Genomic DNA, 16193 nt, shown 5'->3' with positions numbered 1-16193 from the left:
GGCGGGCCCGCTTAGTCAATTTTCGCGCCCGATTCCAGCTTCGGCTATCACCAGACGATAAGGGGCGCGCACCGCCAACATGACCGACCAACCGGCCAACGAAACCCGCGTGAATGCCGCAGCCATGCCGCTCGGCCTGTTCGTATTCCTCGTTCTTTATGGCGGGTTGACGGTCGTCGCAGGCGTGCTTGCGTTCAAGCAGGTGCAGCTGTGGCCGACCAATCTCGCGGTCGAATCGGGCATCTTCGCCTTTCTCGGCCTGGTGGTGATTTCAAGTACGATCGCACAGCTTTACGGAGAGAAGCTCGCCCGGCGGCTTGTCTGGTGGGGCTTCCTACCGCTTGCAGTTTCGGCGGGACTGATCTTCCTCGTCCTATCCCTGCCCGCATCGCCCGAGATGCTCGAATACCGCAGCGCCGATCTCGACGCATTCAACACGGTGCTTGCACAGACGCCGCGGATCATGGCCGCAGGGCCAGCCGCCTACATCGTCTCGCTGCTGCTCAATGTCTGGATTTTCTCGAGACTGCGCGGGACAGGCGAAGCGAACACCTTCGGCCTGATGGCGCGCGGCGCGATCGCCTCGGCGCTGAGCCAGGCAATCGATTCGGTGATCTTCGTGACGCTCGCCTTCTACGGCGAGTTCGACATTACCGACCTGCTGATCGGTCAGGTGATCGCAAAGGTCGTGCTCAGCATCGTGCTGGTGCCGTTCCTCATCACCGGCGGTGTCGCGCTGGCCAAATGGCTGGACAGTCGCCCGGCCTAGTCGGCGCGCACATTCTCCACGAGATCGTCATCGAGCCTGTCACCATGGAGCACCGAGACGTCGCCGGTCGTCTCGAGCACAACCGCGCGAACTTCGGATAGCGAGAGCACGTTCGCCTCGCGCAGCTTGGCGATGACATCGCTGCGCGCGACGCGGGAAGACTTGAGCGCATCCTCGCAGAATTCGCCATCGCGCATCAGGAAGACGGGCTCGTTCTGGATCGCATCCTCGAAGGCGTCGGAGTCCTTGCGCGCCCTCGCCACCAGCCACTGGACGAGAAACAGTCCGGCCATCGCGAACAGGCATTGTCCGAAGACCGTCCACTTGTCGGCGGTGACCGCGGCCGCGAGTACCGACCCGAGCGCCACTGTCATGACGAAGTCGAAATTCGTCATCTTGGAAAGCGAGCGCAACCCGACGACGCGGATCAGCAACATGACCCAGGCGAGGCCGATCGCGGACAGCACGAAGCCTCGCGCGGCAAGATCGGCAAGTGTGTTTTCGAAGAACATGCCCTCTCAACGGGCACTTGCGCGATTGGCTCCTAGGCCGAGCAGCTCGCCCCACCCAGAACGCAGAAGCGCGCACAGTGGGGGTGGTTGAGCGGGACGTCTCCGCTTGCCTCGGCCAGCGTTTCACCGAGATCGAAACCGGCCTCATAGGGAATGAGCGTGCAGGCGACGACGCGCGGACTTGCCTCGCCCTTGCGGTGCACAACCATGCGGCTCGATGCGCACATGATGTCCGTTGGCGCCTTGCCGAGGATGCCCCAGCATTCGGTGGTGATCTCTGCGATGTCCTTGTCCTCGTCCATTTCGGGAAAGAGGACGAGGCGTGCGGGGTCGTGTGCGTCGATCGCGATGCCTTCGCGCTCGAACAAGGCAGCGTAGCTTTCACGTGCAGCCGGTTCGCCTTCTTCGGGCAGCAGCCGCCCGGCAACGGCAATCGAGAAGCCGTTCTCGCTGAGCCAGCGCAGGCCCTCGATGGCCGGCTCCCAGCTGCGCAGCCCGCGTTCGCCTTCGTGAACCTCGCGGCTGTGATGATCGAGACTGACGCGGAGCGTAAGGCGATCACCGTGCTTTTCGCGCAGGGCGAGAAGCGCTGCTTCGTGGCGACGCATCGGCTTCATCGCATTGGTGAGCACGAGCGCTTCGAAGCCGCCGTCGAGCGTATCCTCGAGCATGCCGAGCATATCGGGGTTCATGAAAGGCTCGCCGCCGGTGAACCCGATCTCGCGCGTGCCCATGCTCTTCGCCTCGGCGAGATACCGCGTCGCGTACGCCCGCGAGAGGTACACCAGCGCATCGTTCGTGGGGCTGCTCTCGATGTAGCAGCTCGCGCAGGCGAGATTGCAGAGCGTGCCGGTGTTGAGCCAGAGCGTGTCGAGCTTCCCGAGCGGTACCGACGCGCGCTGTTCGCCCTTGGCCGTCACCAGCGGATCGCTGAATTTCTCACGCGGGAGCGGCGCCGCCTCAACCGCGAAGGGCGAAGGACCGACAGGCGCGTTGCGTGACTTCGCCCACGTAGCATTCACGGAAAACGCCTCCGCATGGAAGCGACGAAACCGGCATATTTCTTCGGGATCGATCCGAAGACGGTCGGCTCCCACGCGCTGAAGGCAGCCGCCTTCGAAATCTCGCTGCGGGTGGGATAGGCGATGATCGCCGAACCGAGCGCGAAGGTGCTGCTCTTGCCGGTTATCGATTGCGAGAAGGGCAGCAGGAGTTCGCCCGCATTCTTTCCGACGATGCTGGCGCCGAGGACCTTCTTGCCCTTGAGCACCAGCTTCAGGTGACCCTTGTCGTTACCTTCGGCGAGACTGCGCTCGTTGTCGTGGAATGTCTCCTTCACGACCGTGATCTTGTCGCCATGCTTCTCGCGCGCTTCCTTTTCGGTCATGCCGATCTGCGCGACTTCGGGATCGGTGTAGGTGCACCAGGGCAGCGCAGACCAGTCGACCTTGGTGGGCACACCAAGGGTGATTTCGAGCGCGACATTCGAGCCTTCATAACCCGAGACATGGGTGAGGCGCGGCCCGTTGCGGCAATCGCCGATGGCGTAGATGCCCTTCACCGAGGTGCGCCTGCGGTCATCGACCTTGATGCCGCCGCGATCCATCTCGACGCCGATGTCTTCCAGACCGAAGCCCTCGCAGCGCGGCGTGCGGCCCACCGCGATAAGGAGGTGCGAACCCTCGACGGTTTCGTCTTCCGTGTGGAGACGGATCGCGCCCTCGCTGCCCTCGACTTTCTTCGCGAGGCCCTTGACGAAGCGGACGCCCTCGCCCTCCATGGTCTCGCGGACCACGGCCACGCTGTCGGGATCGTCGCGCCCCATCAGCTCGCCCGGTTCGACCACGGTCACGGCGCTGCCGAGGCGGCGGAAACTCTGCGCCATCTCCATGCCAATCACGCCGCCACCGACAATCACGAGGTGATCGGGCAGCGCATCGAGATCGAAGATGTTCTCGTTGGTGAGATAGGGCGTCTCGTCGATGCCTTCGATCGGCGGCACGGCGGGCTTGGAGCCGGTCGCGATGACGATACGCGGTGCGCGCAGGGTGCGCCCGCCGACTTCGACGGTCTGCGGGCCGGTGACCCTCGCCCAGTCGCGGATGACCTCGCAGCCCATTTCCTCGAAACGCTCCTCGCTATCGTGCGGGGCGATGGCGGCGATGGCATCGTGGATGTGCTTGTGAACGCCGGTCCACTCGACCTTCGGCGGCTGAAGCGTGATGCCGTAGCGCTCCCGCTCGTTCGCTTCGGCGGCGCGTTTCGCCGCGGCGATCAGGGCTTTCGACGGCACGCAGCCATCATTGAGGCATTCCCCGCCCATCTTGCGCGCTTCAATCAGAGCGACGTCGAGCCCGAACAGCGCGCACCCTCCGGCTGCGGTGAGACCTGCGGCGCCGCCACCGATCACAATAACGTCATGCGTGAATTTCATCGCTTGCTCCGTAACCGAATTTGCGAGAGATGCGAAAGCCCCAGTGCAATTCGCACTCCTCCTTTCGCCGACGGGAAGCATCAGGTTACATGGGCTCCGCGCAAGTCTCGTGAATATTCTCGTCACCGGAGCCGCCGGCCTGCTGGGCGGCGAAGTCTGCAGGCGACTGGCAGATGCGGGCCACCGCGTTACAGCGCTCGTCCACAACAATCCCGAAGTGCGGGCGAACGACGGCAGCCTCGTCGATGTCACTGCGATCAGGGGTGACGTATCGCGCGAGAAACTGGGCTGGGACGAAGCGACATTCGCATCGGTGGCCGACGGTCACGACCTCATAGTCCACTGCGCGGCGACGGTGCGCTTCGATCTCCAGGAAGCGGACTACACTTCGGTCAATGTCGACGGCGTCGCGAATGCCCTCGCGCTCGCGGAAGCGGGTTCGATGGTCTTCCTTCATGTCTCGACCGCCTATGTCTGCGGGACGCGAGATGGCACCATCCTCGAAAGCGATCCATTGCCCTCAGGCAGCTTCGCCAATGGCTACGAGGCGAGCAAAGCGGCGGGCGAACGCCTGGTGCGCTCCAGCCGTGTCCGCTGGGCCATCGCGCGCCCCTCGATCGTGGTGGGCGAGCACGAAAGCGGCCGCATCCGCCAGTTCGACACGACTTATGCGGCATTCAAGCTGATCGCCGAGGGACGCGTGCGCCACATGCCCGCCCGCGCCGGGGCAACGCTCGATTTCGTCCCGCTCGACCATGTCGCGCGCGGCATCTTGGCCATCGCCGGCGACATGGATCGCGCGGAGGGCGGCACGTTCCACCTCGTCTCGGGCCAGCCGCTGCCCGTGGAGCGTTTTACCGGCGTGATCGGCGCCTACCCGCAGTTCCACGAGCCCGAACTTGTCGCTCCGGAGAAATTCGACGCCTCGATGCTGCCTGCGCTCGAGAGGCGGCTCTTCAAGCGGGTTGCCGGTCTTTACGCCAGCTACTTCCAGCGGGATCCCGAGTTCGATGACAAGCAGTTCCGGGCGTTTGCCGGAGCATCATGTCCGGCAACCGGCGAACCCTTCATCGAGCGCCTGATCGACTATTGCATCGAGGACGGATTCCTCATGGGAAACGACGCGGCAGCCTAGCGCACGTCGGGATAGTGCTGCGCCATGCGGCCGCGCAGGCCGAAGGCCCAGAGCATGCCGACCTTGAAATAGATCCAGTTGGCCTTGAGCGCGCCCCATTCGGCGATCCGGCGATCGGAGGTATAGACCCGACGCGGCACCATCTTCACGCGTCCGCGCTGCGCCAGCTTCACGCACAGGTCCGCTTCTTCCATCACCTGGTCGCCCGGCGTGCAGCCGCCCACGGCGATGAAATCCCCGCGGCGAAAAAACATCGCATGGTCACCGAAAAGCAGGCGAACGCCGCGCACGAAAAGGTGCGGTCGGGTGATCAGCGGAGCATACCATGTCTTCGCCCAGTTATGGATCGTGGTGCCCCAGCGCGTCTTCTCGGGGCCGCCAATGACGGGCGTGAAACTCGCCAGCGCGATGCGCTTTTCGGCAAGCGTTTCCTCGATGACTTGCACCATGTCGGACGGTGGATGCGTATCGGCATGGACGACGCACACGATCTCGCCGCGCGCCGCTTCGACCCCCTTGTTGATCTGGAGGGCCCTTCCCTTTTCGCTCTCGATCACTCGCCATCCGGCTTCGAGCGCGATCTCGCAGGTCCGGTCGGTGCTACCCCCGTCGACGAGCATGATCTCGGCCGGCTTCGGATCGAGTCTCTCGAAGAGCGCGACCAGCTCGGGCAGCGCTTTAGCCTCCTCGAGCGTCGGAACGAGGAGCGTCACGCTCATTCGAATTCGGGCCAGGCGGCAAGGTCTTCGCCGGTATCGATATCGGCCAGTTCGGGCAGGATCGCCGGGCCGTATCCGCGCGCAGCGAGCCGGGTGAGCGTTTCGGGCAGCACCTTGGGCGTGCTCCACTCCATGTCCTCGAACAGGAAGAGCACCGGCTCGGTATAGCCGATCAGGTAATAGCCGCCGTCATTGGCGGGGCCGAGCACGACTCGGCGGTCATTCAGCGCGCCCGCAGCAGCCTGCAGCAGCGGCACGGATATGCCCGGACAATCGCTGCCGATAAGCAGTGCGGGTGCCTCGACCCGCGCCATCTTCGCGCCGAGATCGCCGCCACCCTGGTCGACCACGGCGACATTGCTTCCGAACAGCGAATGGAATGCCTCCACCTCGCCCCCGGTCACGCGCAGTTCGAAGTCGAGCCCGCTTTCCCTCGCGACTTCAACAGTATGCGCCAGCAGCCGCGCATAGATCCGCGCTGCGCCTTCCTCACCCACGGCAGGAACGAGCCGCGTCTTCACCTGCCCCGGCACGGGCAGGCGCGCGAAAATCGAAAGCTTGGGAGAAACCATTCCCGCCACGATAGCGCTGCGAATGCAGGTTGGAAGGCGGAAATGGAGAAAAAGGTGGTGAGCCGTGCTGGGTTCGAACCAGCGACCTACTGATTAAAAGTCAGTTGCTCTACCAACTGAGCTAACGGCCCGACCACGGCGCCCACCTAGTTACGGTTGTCGAGGTGGTCAAGCACGCTTTGGCTTGCCATTCGCGGCAACCCCCAATTAGGGCGAAAAGGATGACGAAAACCGCTTCCCGAGACGCTCCGCTGGACGCGAAGAAGGCCGCCAGCCGGTCCGGCGGACCAAGTTTCTCGCTTGCCAACCGTCTCGGGCGGGTGATCTGGATGACGAGCTGGCTGCTCCTCGCCCGCTGGACGCCTCCCCCTTGCACGCATGGCGCGCGCTAATCCTGCGGCTGTCCGGAGCAAGGCTGGGCAGCAATTGCCGCGTGCACGCGAGCGTGAAGATATGGCATCCGCGCAATCTGGAGCTGGGGGACAACGTGCTGATCGGTCCCGGCGCCATCATCTACAACCAAGGCTACATCACCATCGGGAGCGACTGCGTCGTCTCGCAAAGGGCACACCTCTGCGCGAGCACGCATGACGTGTCCGACCGGGATTTCCAACTGGTGGTGAGGCCGGTCACACTAGCGCCCAAGTGCTGGGTCGCGGCGGAAGCATTCGTCGGGCCGGGCGTCACGATGGGCGAAGGCGCGGTGCTGGCGGCGCGCGGCGTGTTGTTCGAGGATGCCGAGGCATGGGCGATCTACCGCGGCAATCCCGCTGCGAAACTCAAGCCGCGCGAGCTGCGAGCTGGCGAAGCGTGAGGCCGGTCACGGGATCGCGCCAGTGCGGCGCGACTTCGGCGGCGGGCTTCAACACGAAAGAGCGTTCGCGGAACAACGGGTGCGGGATGAGCAGTCTGGGCGAGGCGAAGTAACCGCCGCTCCATAGAACGATATCGAGATCGAGCGGCCTTGCCCGCCAAGGGGCGCCCTTGCGGCGCCGACCGAAACGGTATTCGAGTTCCTGCAGGCTGGCCAGCATTGCTTCGGGCGCAAGCGCGCTCTCGGCCACCACTGCGGCGTTGGCATAGCGGCGGAGCGATGGGCCGACCGGCGCGCTCGACATGATCTCGCGAGGCCTGCTGCACCCCGATATCCGCTTCGGCGAAAGCGTCGATCATTCGCGACAGCACCGCCCGCGGCCCGCCGATTCCCGCCACCCGAATGTTCGAGCCAAGCGCGATCAGGTAGCGGTGACGTGCGCCCGTCATCCGGCCGCTCCGAAGATTTCGTTCGCGACCTCTTTGGCCGAGAATTCGCCGAGCGAAACGCGACGCTTCCGTTTCAGGAAGCCCTCACCGGCTTCTGTAAAGGGGACGAGGATGTCGGCAGCATAGTTGGGCGCGCGGAGCATGACCGTCATCTGCTCCTCATGGTGCCCGTCGAGCGAGATGGCGAAAGCCTGTACGAGACCCTCAGCAACGCGAGCACGCACAATCTCGAAAAGCCTGTCGATCACGTCGCGGCGTCCGTCGATCGCGCCCGTCTCCAGCACGGCAACAGCGTGGATCGCGCCGCTGTCTCGCAATTCGAAGACGAGCGGGTGGAAATGGCCGTCCTTCTCGATCCGCCCGATCGCCGCCTCGAGCGCCGCCGTGAAGAGAGCGTCGAGCTGGTCCTGACTGATGGCGCGACCCGTGGACACGGTCAGATGTCCTCGCAGATCCGCCCGTAGAGCTGGGGCCTGCGGTCGCGGAAGAAACCCATGCCCGCGCGGTGCTTGGCTGCCCGCTCGAGATCGAGCTTTGCGACGAGCGTGCCGCTGTCCGACGCGCCGAATTCCTCCAGCAGGTCGCCCCATTCGTCGGAGATGAAGCTGTGGCCGTAGAAGCTCTGCTGACGGTCGGCGGGGCCTTCATGGCCGATACGGTTGGCAGCGCAGACAGGCATGCAGTTCGAGACCGCGTGGCCGATCATCGCGCGGCGCCACATGCGGCTGGTGTCGAGATCGGCGTCATATGGTTCGGAGCCGATCGCGGTCGGATAGAACAGGACCTCTGCGCCCTTCAGCGCCATGACCCGCGCGCATTCGGGATACCACTGGTCCCAGCAGATGCCGACGCCGATGCGCGCCCCGAAGACGTCCCAGACCTTGAAGCCGTCATTCCCCGGGCGGAAATAGTATTTTTCCTCGTAGCCCGGTCCGTCGGGAATATGGCTCTTGCGATAAGTGCCCATGATCCCGCCATCGGGACCGATCATGGCAAGCGTGTTGTAATAGTGATGCCCGTCGCGCTCGAAGAAGCTGGTCGGGATCGCCACACCGAGCTTGCCCGCCAGCTCCTGCATCGCGAGCACGCTGGGATGCTCTGCCGTCGGGCGGGCCCGGGCGAACAGCTCCTCCTCTTCCTCGCGGCAGAAATACTCGCCGGCGAAGAGCTCGGGCGGCAGGATAACCTGCGCGCCGTTGCCCGCCGCCTCTTCCACGAGCTGGCAGACAGCGGAGATATTGTCCGCCTCGTCCGGAAGGGCGAGCGGCAACTGCAGGACGGAAACGGTCAGTTCTCTCATGCCTAGGAGCGTTATTTCTCCCGCAGCGCGAAGTCTACCTGGATGTGGACATTGGTCCGCGTGGTGCCGACCATCATTCCGGGCGATCCGCTTTCCGGGCGGGGAGCGATGGCAAGTGGCGGGGGCGGCGGCGCGGCTGGTGCAGTACGCTCGATCATCGCATCGTTCATCGCCTCAGCGCCGCGTACCCAGCTGCGACCCTGTTGGCCGCCGGCATCGCGGATGTAGAGCACCCGGCTGATCTCCATGCCGGATGCCGCTGCATAGGCCTCGGCGCGTCCGCGAGCGGCTGCATAGGCATCGGCATAGGCGGTATTCAGCACCTCTTCGGGATCGCTCATGGTCAGGCTCGGGCCGGACAGGACATTGGCGCCCGCCTCGGTAACGGCGCTGATCGCGGCACCGGCATTGTCGGGATCGTCCATCGTGACTTCGAAGACGTTGCTCGCCTGGTACTGGCCCTTGCGATCTCCCCAGCGCACGCGCTGGACGCTCACGTTCTGCGTCTGGATGTCGTCCTCGGCGATACCGAGCTCGCGCAGCGCCGTCACGATCTCCTCGATCTTCTCGGCATTGGCCTCGCTCGCCGCAGTCGCACTGCGCGAGAATGTCTCGATTCCGGCATTGAATTGCGCGCGGTCGGGGCGGCTTTCTGCCTGGCCGCTGGCACTGACCGACAGCAGCGTCTCGCCGTGATCGACCCCGCGCGCTTCGTCTGCGCGATCGCTACAGGCTGCAAGCGCTAGCGGAGCTGCGGCCACAAAAATCAGTTTTTGCATAGAAAAATTCCTCCGATGTAATACTATTACATCGGAGGAATTGCAGTTCGCTTATGAACGCTGGCTGACAGAGGGGTCAGTCGGCCTTCTTGAAAAGCAGCGTCATGCGGTCGCTCTCGCCGATAGCGAGATAGCGGTCGCGGTCCTGGTCGCCGTAGCGCAGCACGGGCGGCAGTGTCCAAACGCCGCCTTCCCAATTCGCAGGGTCGTTGGGATTGGCGTTGATCTCGCTTTCGCCGGCGAGTTCGAAGCCGTTCGCCTCGAAGATCGCGACGACGTCCTGCTTGCGCATGTAACCGCGCTGGCGGGCACCGTAGTCATCATAGCTGGCGCCTTCGGGAGCACGGTGCTGCACGACGCCGACCATGCCGTCGTCCTTGAGCATCATGCGCGCTGCCTTGAGCACCGTGTCGGCAGCATTGCCGATGTTGAGGCCGTGCATCGAGCGGAAGATGAGGACGCGGTCGACGGTTCCTGCCAGCTCTTCGGGCATTTCGTCGATCTCGAAGGCCGTCACATTGTCGCCGTTGACACCTTCCATTTCGGAAACGCTCGCGGTGAAACGTTCGGTCCAGCCCTTGGCGCGCGCTTCCTGCGCCCGATCGCGATAGGTGCGATCGTCGCTGTCCTGGTCGAAGGCAATGTATTTGCCGGCCGGCGAGATGTACGGTGCGAGAACGCGGGTGTACCAGCCGCCGCCGGGGCCGTACTCGGCCACGGTCATCGTCGGCTCGACGCCGAAGAATGCGAGTGTCTCTTCCGGGTTGCGATACTGGTCGCGCGCACGGTCATCCTCGCGCAGGTCGGACGCTAGGACCTCGCCGAGGTCACCGGCGTGATCGTCGGCCGCAAGCGGCGTGACGGCAAAGGCGGCGACGGCTGCAGTCAGGAACAAACGCATGGGGGGATTCTCCTCTCAATTCGATTGCGGTGCTTCCTGCACTTGCACTGGAACGATGACAAGGACCCTTCGTCTTCCTAAATGCCCGCTCAAAGGAGATATGCATGTCGCAGGAACAGGTAATCGTCGCTGGTGGATGCTTCTGGTGCACCGAGGCGGTGATGAAGGACGTCATCGGAGTGAGCGAGGTCGAGAGCGGTTATATCGGCGGCCATCAGGCGAACCCGACCTACAAAGAAGTCTGCACCGGCAATACCGGCCATGCCGAGGGCGTGCGCGTCACCTTCGACAGCGAGCAGATCAGCCTCGAACAGATCCTCGACGTTTTCATGGGCACGCATGACCCGACCCAGCTCAACCGGCAGGGCAACGACGTCGGCACGCAGTATCGCAGCGCAATCTTCCCGACGGACGAACAGCGCGAGGCGGCAGAAGCCGCCATCGCCCGCTGGAACGAGGAGCATCCCGGCCAGCGCGCGGTGACCACGATCGAGAGCGGCGAATGGTATCCGGCAGAAGACTACCACCAGGAATACTGGGACGGCGAAGGCCAGCGTAATCCCTATTGCCTCGCGGTCATCCCGCCCAAGCTGATGAAGCTGCGCAAGAGCTTCCAAAAGTACGTCAAGGACGACGCCTGAGGACCGGCAAGGTGAAGACTGCGATTGTCGGAGCGGGAATGGCCGGGCTCAGCTGCGCGATGGCGCTGCGTGATGCCGGTCACGAAGTGGCCCTGTTCGACAAGGGCCGTGGCCCGGGTGGACGCATGTCGACGCGCCGGATGGATGCCGATGGCGAGACATTGCGCTTCGATCACGGTGCGCAGTATTTCACCGTGCGCGACGAGCGGTTCCGCACGCAGGTAGAGAACTGGCAGGAGCGCGGCATTGCGGAACGCTGGCCAGCCGCGGGCGAGGATGCCTGGGTCGGCACGCCGGGAATGAATGCACCCATCCGCGCCATGGCCGAAGAGCTTGGCGTTCAATTCGGAGCGCGCATCGAGCGCGTCGAGCGGGACGGCCAGCGCTGGCTTATCGCGGGCGAGGGTCTCGATCCTGCTGCATTCGACCGCCTCGTCCTCGCGCTACCGGCCGAACAGGCTGCGCCCCTGCTTGAGGCGCACCGTCCGGAATGGAGCAGCCTAGCTGCCACGACGATCTCGGACCCTTGCTGGACAGTGATGGCGGCCTTTGCTGAAATCGTCCCCAACGCGAATGATACGCTGCGCAACGCAGGCCCCATCGGATGGGCGGCCCGCGACAGCGCAAAGCCCGGCCGGTCGGCGGGCGAACGCTGGGTAGTCCAGGCAGGCCCCGAATGGTCGCGCGCACATCTCGAGGACGAGCGCGAAGAGGTCACCGAGGCCCTGCTGAGCGCATTTGCTTCGGAAATCGGCGCGGACCTGCCCGTGATCGTCGCGAGCAGTGCCCACCGCTGGCGCTATGCCAAGTCCGGCAAGGCCGGCGAAGGCCACTTGTGGGATGCAGCATTGCAACTGGGAGTGTGCGGAGACTGGCTGGTCGCCCCGCGCGTCGAGGGCGCCTGGGTCTCGGGACGAGAGCTCGCTGAATCGGTCATCGCTGCTGCCGGCTAGGCAAGAAAAAAGGGGCAGGTCCGAAGACCCGCCCCTCATAACTAGCGTATCCTGCGCTTGGCTCAGCCTTCTTCGGTGGCCTTGCTGACGAGGATGTTGACCGAAACGCGGCGGTTCTGCGCCTTGCCTTCCGGCGTGCTGTTGTCTGCAGCCGGATCCGATTCGGACATGCCGGTCGGGGTCAGCATGCGCCAAGGCTTCCAGCCACACTTCTGCTGAAGGTAGTTGGTCACGCGGCCTGCACGGCGCTCCGAGAGGACCTGGTTGTAGTCTTCGTCGCCATCGGAGTCGGTGTAACCGACGACGAGCAGCAGCGCATTGTCCATGGCTTCCGCCTGCGAAGCGATTTCGCAGATCTCACGCTCGCCTTCAGCCGAGATATTCCACTTGCCGCTGTCGAAGTAGACGTTGGTCACGCCGCGGACGTTGTACTGGTCGATGTTGGCCATGCGACCACGCAGGGCTTCTGCGGCAGCCGTGTTGGCGTCGATGTCTTCGCGCTGTTCGGCGAACTGCTGAGCGGTCGCACCGCGGATCATGGCAGCGGTTTCGAGGTCGCTCGCCTTGAGCTTCACGCGGCTGGCAACGAGGCCGCCGTCGAACTGCAGCGTGTCGACTTCGACCGGAAGGCCGTTCAGCAGCTGGCGCGAGGTCAGCTTCTTGCTGCTCATGCCAAGGAAGCCGCCGGTTGCGCGGATTTCGGTGCCTTCATCGATGATGATGTCGGTGGTCGTGCCATTTTCCAGCGTCACGCGGATCTTGTCGCCGCTGCGCGAGGTGATGATGCCCTCGACTTCGGGACCTTCGGTGAGGGCCGAGCCGTAGACGTCGATGTTGCTGTCGGTGGCTTCAACTTCCTGCGCCGAAAGGCTCATGGGCAGCGCAAGCGCGCCAAGCAGGAGGGGGATTCCTGCGGTCTTCTTAATTGCAGTCACTTTCGTACTCCTTCAATCCACGACGACCATGGACATCTTACAGCTTCTTGATGGCCGCTTGTAGGGGGCGGTCCGGTCGTCGATCCTAAATTCTGATGCGTATGTCTCAAGACGCGGCGAGAATGGCGGCGTCCTTGTTCGGTGAAACGCTGATTGTTGATCCCATGCTTTCAAAAATGTGAATGGCAAGCCAGAGGAGCCCGGCATGGGGGCGGTGCGGTCCACTGTTGCGGCGAACCGTTAAAACTTTGCCTTTTTTTTGCCTTTTTTCAGCCGCGGGCTGCGAGCCGGGCGATGAAGAATCCGTCGATTCCCCCGTTTTCCGCCATCATTCCGGGGTCGGTTCGCAAGGTGCCATCGGCGCCGGGGGCGATTCCCTCTGGCAGTTCGTCCTGCGAAATCGGCACCAGATCGAGCTTGGATTCGGCCAGACGGGCCTCTCCTTCCTCGCGTTCGAGCGAACAGGTTGCATATACCAGCACGCCGCCAGGCTTGAGCCAGCCAGAGGCGCGTTCGAGCAATGCGGCCTGGAGTTCGGCCATCTCCTTGATCTGTCGCGATCCGATCCGGTGAAGCACATCGGGATGCCGGCGTGCAGTGCCGGTCGCAGTGCACGGCGCATCGAGCAGGATCGCGTCGAAGCGGTGCTTAGGTTCCCAAGTGAGCGCGTCGACGCGAAGCGGGCTGGCTTTCAGGCCCACGCGCCTGAAGTTGGCGCGCAGAAGGTCGAGCCGGCGCTTGGAAATGTCGAGCGAGGTCACCTGCCAGCCCTGCGCCGCCAATTGCAGCGACTTGCCGCCGGGCGCAGCGCACAGGTCGAGGACGTGGCGGCCCTCGCCCTCGCCGAGCAGGCGCGCAGGCAGCGAGGCAGCGATATCCTGCACCCACCAGTCACCTTCCGCGAAACCGGCCAGCTTCTCGATATTCTCGCCACGCGCGAGACGCAGGTGACCCGGCATCAGGCTGTCGGCGGCAAGTTTCGCCTTCCACACCTCGGTTTGCGAAGGGTCCTTCAGCGTCAGGTCGAGCGGAGGGGGCTCGGCAAGGCCCCGCGCGATCGCAGCCGAGCGATCGCCCCAGCGTTCCGCGACATCGGCGGGAAGCGTGGGCGCCACGGGCAAGACAATATCGCGCTTGGTCAGCGTCGAAAAAACGCCGTGCGCCAGCCTACGCGGGCCTCCGGCAAGCAGCGGCAGACAGGTCGCGATGACGGCGTGCGGCGGCGTATCGAGGCGGAGCCACTGCGCCAGCATCATGCGCAGCACCGTGCGCGCCTTGGCATCGGCAGGCAGCGGCTTCTTCGTCGCGCTGTCGATGAGCACATCGAGATCGACCAGCCAGCGCAGCACCTCGCTGGCGATCGCCCGCGCCAACGCCTTGTCCTCGAACTTACGCACGTCCTTGGTTGCCGCGCCGAATGCGACGTCGAGCGTCTCGCCGCGGCGCAGGACCGCATCGAGCAGGCGGAGCGCGGCGCGGCGCGCGTGTATTCCGATAGGCTGTGCCATTGGGTGCTGCCCCTAGCTTTACTTGAAACCACGCGCCAGCCTGCGCATTTTAGAAGCATGACGAAACGCGCGACCAAACGGCCCGAGAAATTCGAAAAGCCCGAGCACTGGAGCAGCGAACCGCCGCCCAAGCCGAAGAAGGTCGAGAACGAGGAAGACCTGAGCCCGACGCGCTACGGCGACTGGGTCAAGGACGGTATCGCCATAGACTTCTGATTTGCGCACCCGCCTCCGCGGGTGCGTCCTCGCTAGACGCGCAGCAAGCTGCGCCTGCTGCGGGCGGTCATACAGGTGGCCTTTGGCCAGCTGCGTCTGCGACTTCGCTTCCGCCCTTGTCTCGGCTTCGCCGCGGAAATCAGAGCGCTTTTAGCGAGATCTTCAGCCCGTCACGCGGCTTGGGGATCGGCCAGGGCTGCCACTCGGGTTCCTGCTCGAGCGTGATCTCGTAGCGCGGCAGGAGCTGCGCGAGCAGGATCTTTACCTGCATGTAGGCGAAATGCAGCCCGAGGCACATGTGTGCGCCGCCGCCGAAAGGCACCCATGCATATTTGTGGCGCGCCTTCACCTTGTCGGGCGTGAAGCGCATCGGGTCGAAGGCAAAGGGATCGTCCCAATGCTCTTCCTCGTGGTGAACGAAATACTGGTTGATGCCGACATGCGTGCCCGCCGGAATGTGGTAGCCGCCGAACTCGAACTCGCGCAGCGCGCGGCGCGGCATGGAAGGGACCGGCGGGACCATCCGCAGAGCTTCCTTGAACGCCATTTCGGTCAGTTCGAGCTTGCCCATGTCCTCGTAGGCAAGGTCGCGCGGCTTGCCATCGCTGCCGATGCCGCCGGTCACGCTTTCAAGTTCCTGGCGCAGCTTTTCCTGCCATTCGGGATGCTTGGCGAGCAGCCAGATTAGCGAGGTCGCCGAGCTGGTGATCGTGTCGTGTGCCGCCATCATGAGGAAGTTCATGTGGTCGACTACTTCGTCGACCGGCATCAGGCTGCCGTCGTCATACTCGGCCGTGGCGAACTGGCTGAACATATCCTGCCCGCCGCCTTCTGCACGGCGTCGCTGCGTCTCTGCGGTAAAGAAATCGACGAGGAACTTCCGTCCGTCGACGCCGCGTTTCATCTGCGTAAAGGGCAGCGGCTTGCGTACGGGCGCGACCGAGGCCTGCACCATGTCGATGAAGGCGGTGTTGATCTTGTCCGCTTCCGGACCCCATTCGATCCCGATGAAGCTGTCGGCAGCAAGGTCGAGCGTGAGCGTCTTGATCGCGGGATAGAATTCCATCCGCCCCTCGCCCCAGTCCTCGACCTTCTTCGCGATGCCGCGATTGAGGCTGCCCGAATAGTGGCGCATCGGACCGGGCTTGAAGGCGATCGAAAGCGCACGCCTGTCGGCGCGGTGATGATCGAAGTCGAGCAGCATCAGGCCGCGCGGGAAGAGCTGGTCAAGCACCGGCCCCCAGCCCTGCTCGGATGAGAAATTCTTGTTTTTGTCGAACAGCACTAGCTCGTTCGCATCGGCACCGATCAGTCCGACATTCCAGCCGCCGAAGGCCTTCGATTTGTAGACCCGGCCATAGGTTGCGACCATGCGCCGCGTGAAGGCGTGAGGGTCCTTCAGCATCTTCAGCGTATTGCCGACCAACGGCCAGCCGCCTTCACCTGGAATATGTGCCAGTTCGTCGTCGCTCGGGACGCCTTCGGTCCAGTGCGTGGGGATCGGATCGTGTGCTGCAAGGGTTGCCATGCAGCCATCATGCATCAGCAATTATTAA

Annotated in this window: 20 protein-coding genes and 1 tRNA gene; 7 read left to right on the top strand and 14 right to left on the bottom strand. The window is 64.0% G+C overall.

What is annotated here, in order from left to right:
* The first annotated feature begins 79 nt into the window (after positions 1 to 79).
* A complete protein-coding gene (locus tag ACZ1G8_RS08220; protein WP_472678968.1) occupies positions 80 to 769 on the top strand; it encodes a queuosine precursor transporter in 690 nt (229 codons plus the stop codon).
* Here the strand turns inward: ACZ1G8_RS08220 and ACZ1G8_RS08215 are convergent.
* Genes ACZ1G8_RS08215 through ACZ1G8_RS08205 form a run of 3 tightly spaced genes read right to left on the bottom strand, consistent with a single transcriptional unit; the run spans position 766 to position 3715 of the window.
* Positions 766 to 1281 carry a DUF421 domain-containing protein gene (locus ACZ1G8_RS08215; RefSeq protein ID WP_472678967.1) on the bottom strand — a complete coding sequence of 172 codons (516 nt, stop codon included), beginning with the start codon at positions 1279 to 1281 and terminating at the stop codon, positions 766 to 768. The genes ACZ1G8_RS08220 and ACZ1G8_RS08215 overlap by 4 nt on opposite strands.
* A gap of 32 nt (positions 1282 to 1313) precedes the next feature.
* Positions 1314 to 2303, bottom strand: coding sequence for a radical SAM protein (locus tag ACZ1G8_RS08210; RefSeq protein WP_472678966.1), 990 nt, complete (start codon positions 2301 to 2303; stop codon positions 1314 to 1316).
* A complete protein-coding gene (locus tag ACZ1G8_RS08205; RefSeq protein WP_472678965.1) occupies positions 2300 to 3715 on the bottom strand; it encodes a dihydrolipoyl dehydrogenase family protein in 1416 nt (471 codons plus the stop codon). Before ACZ1G8_RS08205 ends, ACZ1G8_RS08210 begins: the two co-directional genes overlap by 4 nt.
* Before the next feature lie 109 nt (positions 3716 to 3824).
* Between ACZ1G8_RS08205 and ACZ1G8_RS08200 the strand changes: the two genes are divergently transcribed.
* The gene (locus ACZ1G8_RS08200) at positions 3825 to 4850 is read left to right on the top strand and encodes an SDR family oxidoreductase (RefSeq protein WP_472678964.1); all 1026 of its coding nucleotides are present in this window, start codon (positions 3825 to 3827) and stop codon (positions 4848 to 4850) included.
* On the opposite strand, the gene ACZ1G8_RS08195 is transcribed toward ACZ1G8_RS08200, so the two are convergent.
* The 3 genes from ACZ1G8_RS08195 to ACZ1G8_RS08185 all read right to left on the bottom strand — a co-directional run bounded on the left by ACZ1G8_RS08195 (position 4847) and on the right by ACZ1G8_RS08185 (position 6272).
* Positions 4847 to 5569 (bottom strand): glycosyltransferase, encoded by a 723-nt coding sequence (locus ACZ1G8_RS08195; RefSeq protein WP_472678963.1) that lies wholly within the window; start codon positions 5567 to 5569, stop codon positions 4847 to 4849. The two genes, ACZ1G8_RS08200 and ACZ1G8_RS08195, sit on opposite strands and share 4 nt — an antisense overlap.
* Positions 5566 to 6141: a TIGR04282 family arsenosugar biosynthesis glycosyltransferase gene (locus ACZ1G8_RS08190; RefSeq protein ID WP_472678962.1), complete on the bottom strand. Its 576-nt coding sequence runs from the start codon at positions 6139 to 6141 to the stop codon at positions 5566 to 5568. Before ACZ1G8_RS08190 ends, ACZ1G8_RS08195 begins: the two co-directional genes overlap by 4 nt.
* 55 nt (positions 6142 to 6196) lie before the next feature.
* A tRNA-Lys gene (locus ACZ1G8_RS08185) sits at positions 6197 to 6272 on the bottom strand.
* A 90-nt stretch (positions 6273 to 6362) separates the two neighbouring features.
* On the opposite strand from ACZ1G8_RS08185, the gene ACZ1G8_RS08180 reads away from it, so the two are divergent.
* Both ACZ1G8_RS08180 and ACZ1G8_RS08175 read left to right on the top strand, forming a co-directional pair.
* Entirely contained in the window at positions 6363 to 6533 is a 171-nt protein-coding gene (locus tag ACZ1G8_RS08180; protein WP_472678961.1) for a hypothetical protein, read from the top strand.
* Positions 6534 to 6586: 53 nt separating this feature from the next.
* Complete coding sequence (locus ACZ1G8_RS08175; protein WP_472678960.1) at positions 6587 to 6955, top strand: putative colanic acid biosynthesis acetyltransferase; 369 nt, start codon at positions 6587 to 6589, stop codon at positions 6953 to 6955.
* Here ACZ1G8_RS08175 and folK read toward each other — a convergent pair.
* The 5 genes from folK to ACZ1G8_RS08150 all read right to left on the bottom strand — a co-directional run bounded on the left by folK (position 6921) and on the right by ACZ1G8_RS08150 (position 10384).
* Positions 6921 to 7259, bottom strand: coding sequence for a 2-amino-4-hydroxy-6-hydroxymethyldihydropteridine diphosphokinase (gene folK, locus ACZ1G8_RS08170; RefSeq protein ID WP_472678959.1), 339 nt, complete (start codon positions 7257 to 7259; stop codon positions 6921 to 6923). The genes ACZ1G8_RS08175 and folK overlap by 35 nt on opposite strands.
* Positions 7260 to 7400: 141 nt before the next feature.
* Positions 7401 to 7838 (bottom strand): hypothetical protein, encoded by a 438-nt coding sequence (locus ACZ1G8_RS08165; protein WP_472678958.1) that lies wholly within the window; start codon positions 7836 to 7838, stop codon positions 7401 to 7403.
* Positions 7839 to 7840: 2 nt separating this feature from the next.
* On the bottom strand, positions 7841 to 8704 hold the full coding sequence (gene aguB, locus ACZ1G8_RS08160) for an N-carbamoylputrescine amidase (RefSeq protein ID WP_472678957.1): 864 nt from the start codon (positions 8702 to 8704) through the stop codon (positions 7841 to 7843).
* An 11-nt stretch (positions 8705 to 8715) separates the two neighbouring features.
* Entirely contained in the window at positions 8716 to 9483 is a 768-nt protein-coding gene (locus tag ACZ1G8_RS08155; RefSeq protein WP_472678956.1) for an SIMPL domain-containing protein, read from the bottom strand.
* 76 nt (positions 9484 to 9559) lie between these two features.
* Complete coding sequence (locus ACZ1G8_RS08150) at positions 9560 to 10384, bottom strand: class I SAM-dependent methyltransferase (RefSeq protein WP_472678955.1); 825 nt, start codon at positions 10382 to 10384, stop codon at positions 9560 to 9562.
* Positions 10385 to 10488: 104 nt separating this feature from the next.
* On the opposite strand from ACZ1G8_RS08150, the gene msrA reads away from it, so the two are divergent.
* Together msrA and ACZ1G8_RS08140 are read left to right on the top strand one after the other, a co-directional pair.
* Entirely contained in the window at positions 10489 to 11025 is a 537-nt protein-coding gene (gene msrA / locus ACZ1G8_RS08145; RefSeq protein WP_222441712.1) for a peptide-methionine (S)-S-oxide reductase MsrA, read from the top strand.
* Positions 11026 to 11036: 11 nt separating this feature from the next.
* Positions 11037 to 11978: an NAD(P)/FAD-dependent oxidoreductase gene (locus tag ACZ1G8_RS08140; RefSeq protein WP_472678954.1), complete on the top strand. Its 942-nt coding sequence runs from the start codon at positions 11037 to 11039 to the stop codon at positions 11976 to 11978.
* 62 nt (positions 11979 to 12040) lie between these two features.
* On the opposite strand, the gene ACZ1G8_RS08135 is transcribed toward ACZ1G8_RS08140, so the two are convergent.
* Both ACZ1G8_RS08135 and ACZ1G8_RS08130 read right to left on the bottom strand, forming a co-directional pair.
* The gene (locus ACZ1G8_RS08135) at positions 12041 to 12913 is read right to left on the bottom strand and encodes an OmpA family protein (RefSeq protein ID WP_247710176.1); all 873 of its coding nucleotides are present in this window, start codon (positions 12911 to 12913) and stop codon (positions 12041 to 12043) included.
* 269 nt (positions 12914 to 13182) lie between these two features.
* Positions 13183 to 14421 (bottom strand): RsmB/NOP family class I SAM-dependent RNA methyltransferase, encoded by a 1239-nt coding sequence (locus ACZ1G8_RS08130; protein WP_472678953.1) that lies wholly within the window; start codon positions 14419 to 14421, stop codon positions 13183 to 13185.
* A gap of 57 nt (positions 14422 to 14478) precedes the next feature.
* Between ACZ1G8_RS08130 and ACZ1G8_RS08125 the strand changes: the two genes are divergently transcribed.
* Complete coding sequence (locus tag ACZ1G8_RS08125) at positions 14479 to 14637, top strand: DUF1674 domain-containing protein (RefSeq protein ID WP_221429301.1); 159 nt, start codon at positions 14479 to 14481, stop codon at positions 14635 to 14637.
* A 139-nt stretch (positions 14638 to 14776) separates the two neighbouring features.
* On the opposite strand, the gene ACZ1G8_RS08120 is transcribed toward ACZ1G8_RS08125, so the two are convergent.
* Complete coding sequence (locus ACZ1G8_RS08120) at positions 14777 to 16165, bottom strand: cytochrome P450 (protein ID WP_472678952.1); 1389 nt, start codon at positions 16163 to 16165, stop codon at positions 14777 to 14779.
* Positions 16166 to 16193 lie beyond the last annotated feature (28 nt).

This window comes from Qipengyuania sp. BR81-2 (genome assembly GCF_055693895.1).
Note: the sequence above shows the minus strand (reverse complement) of the source record. Positions and strands in the feature narration are given on the sequence as shown.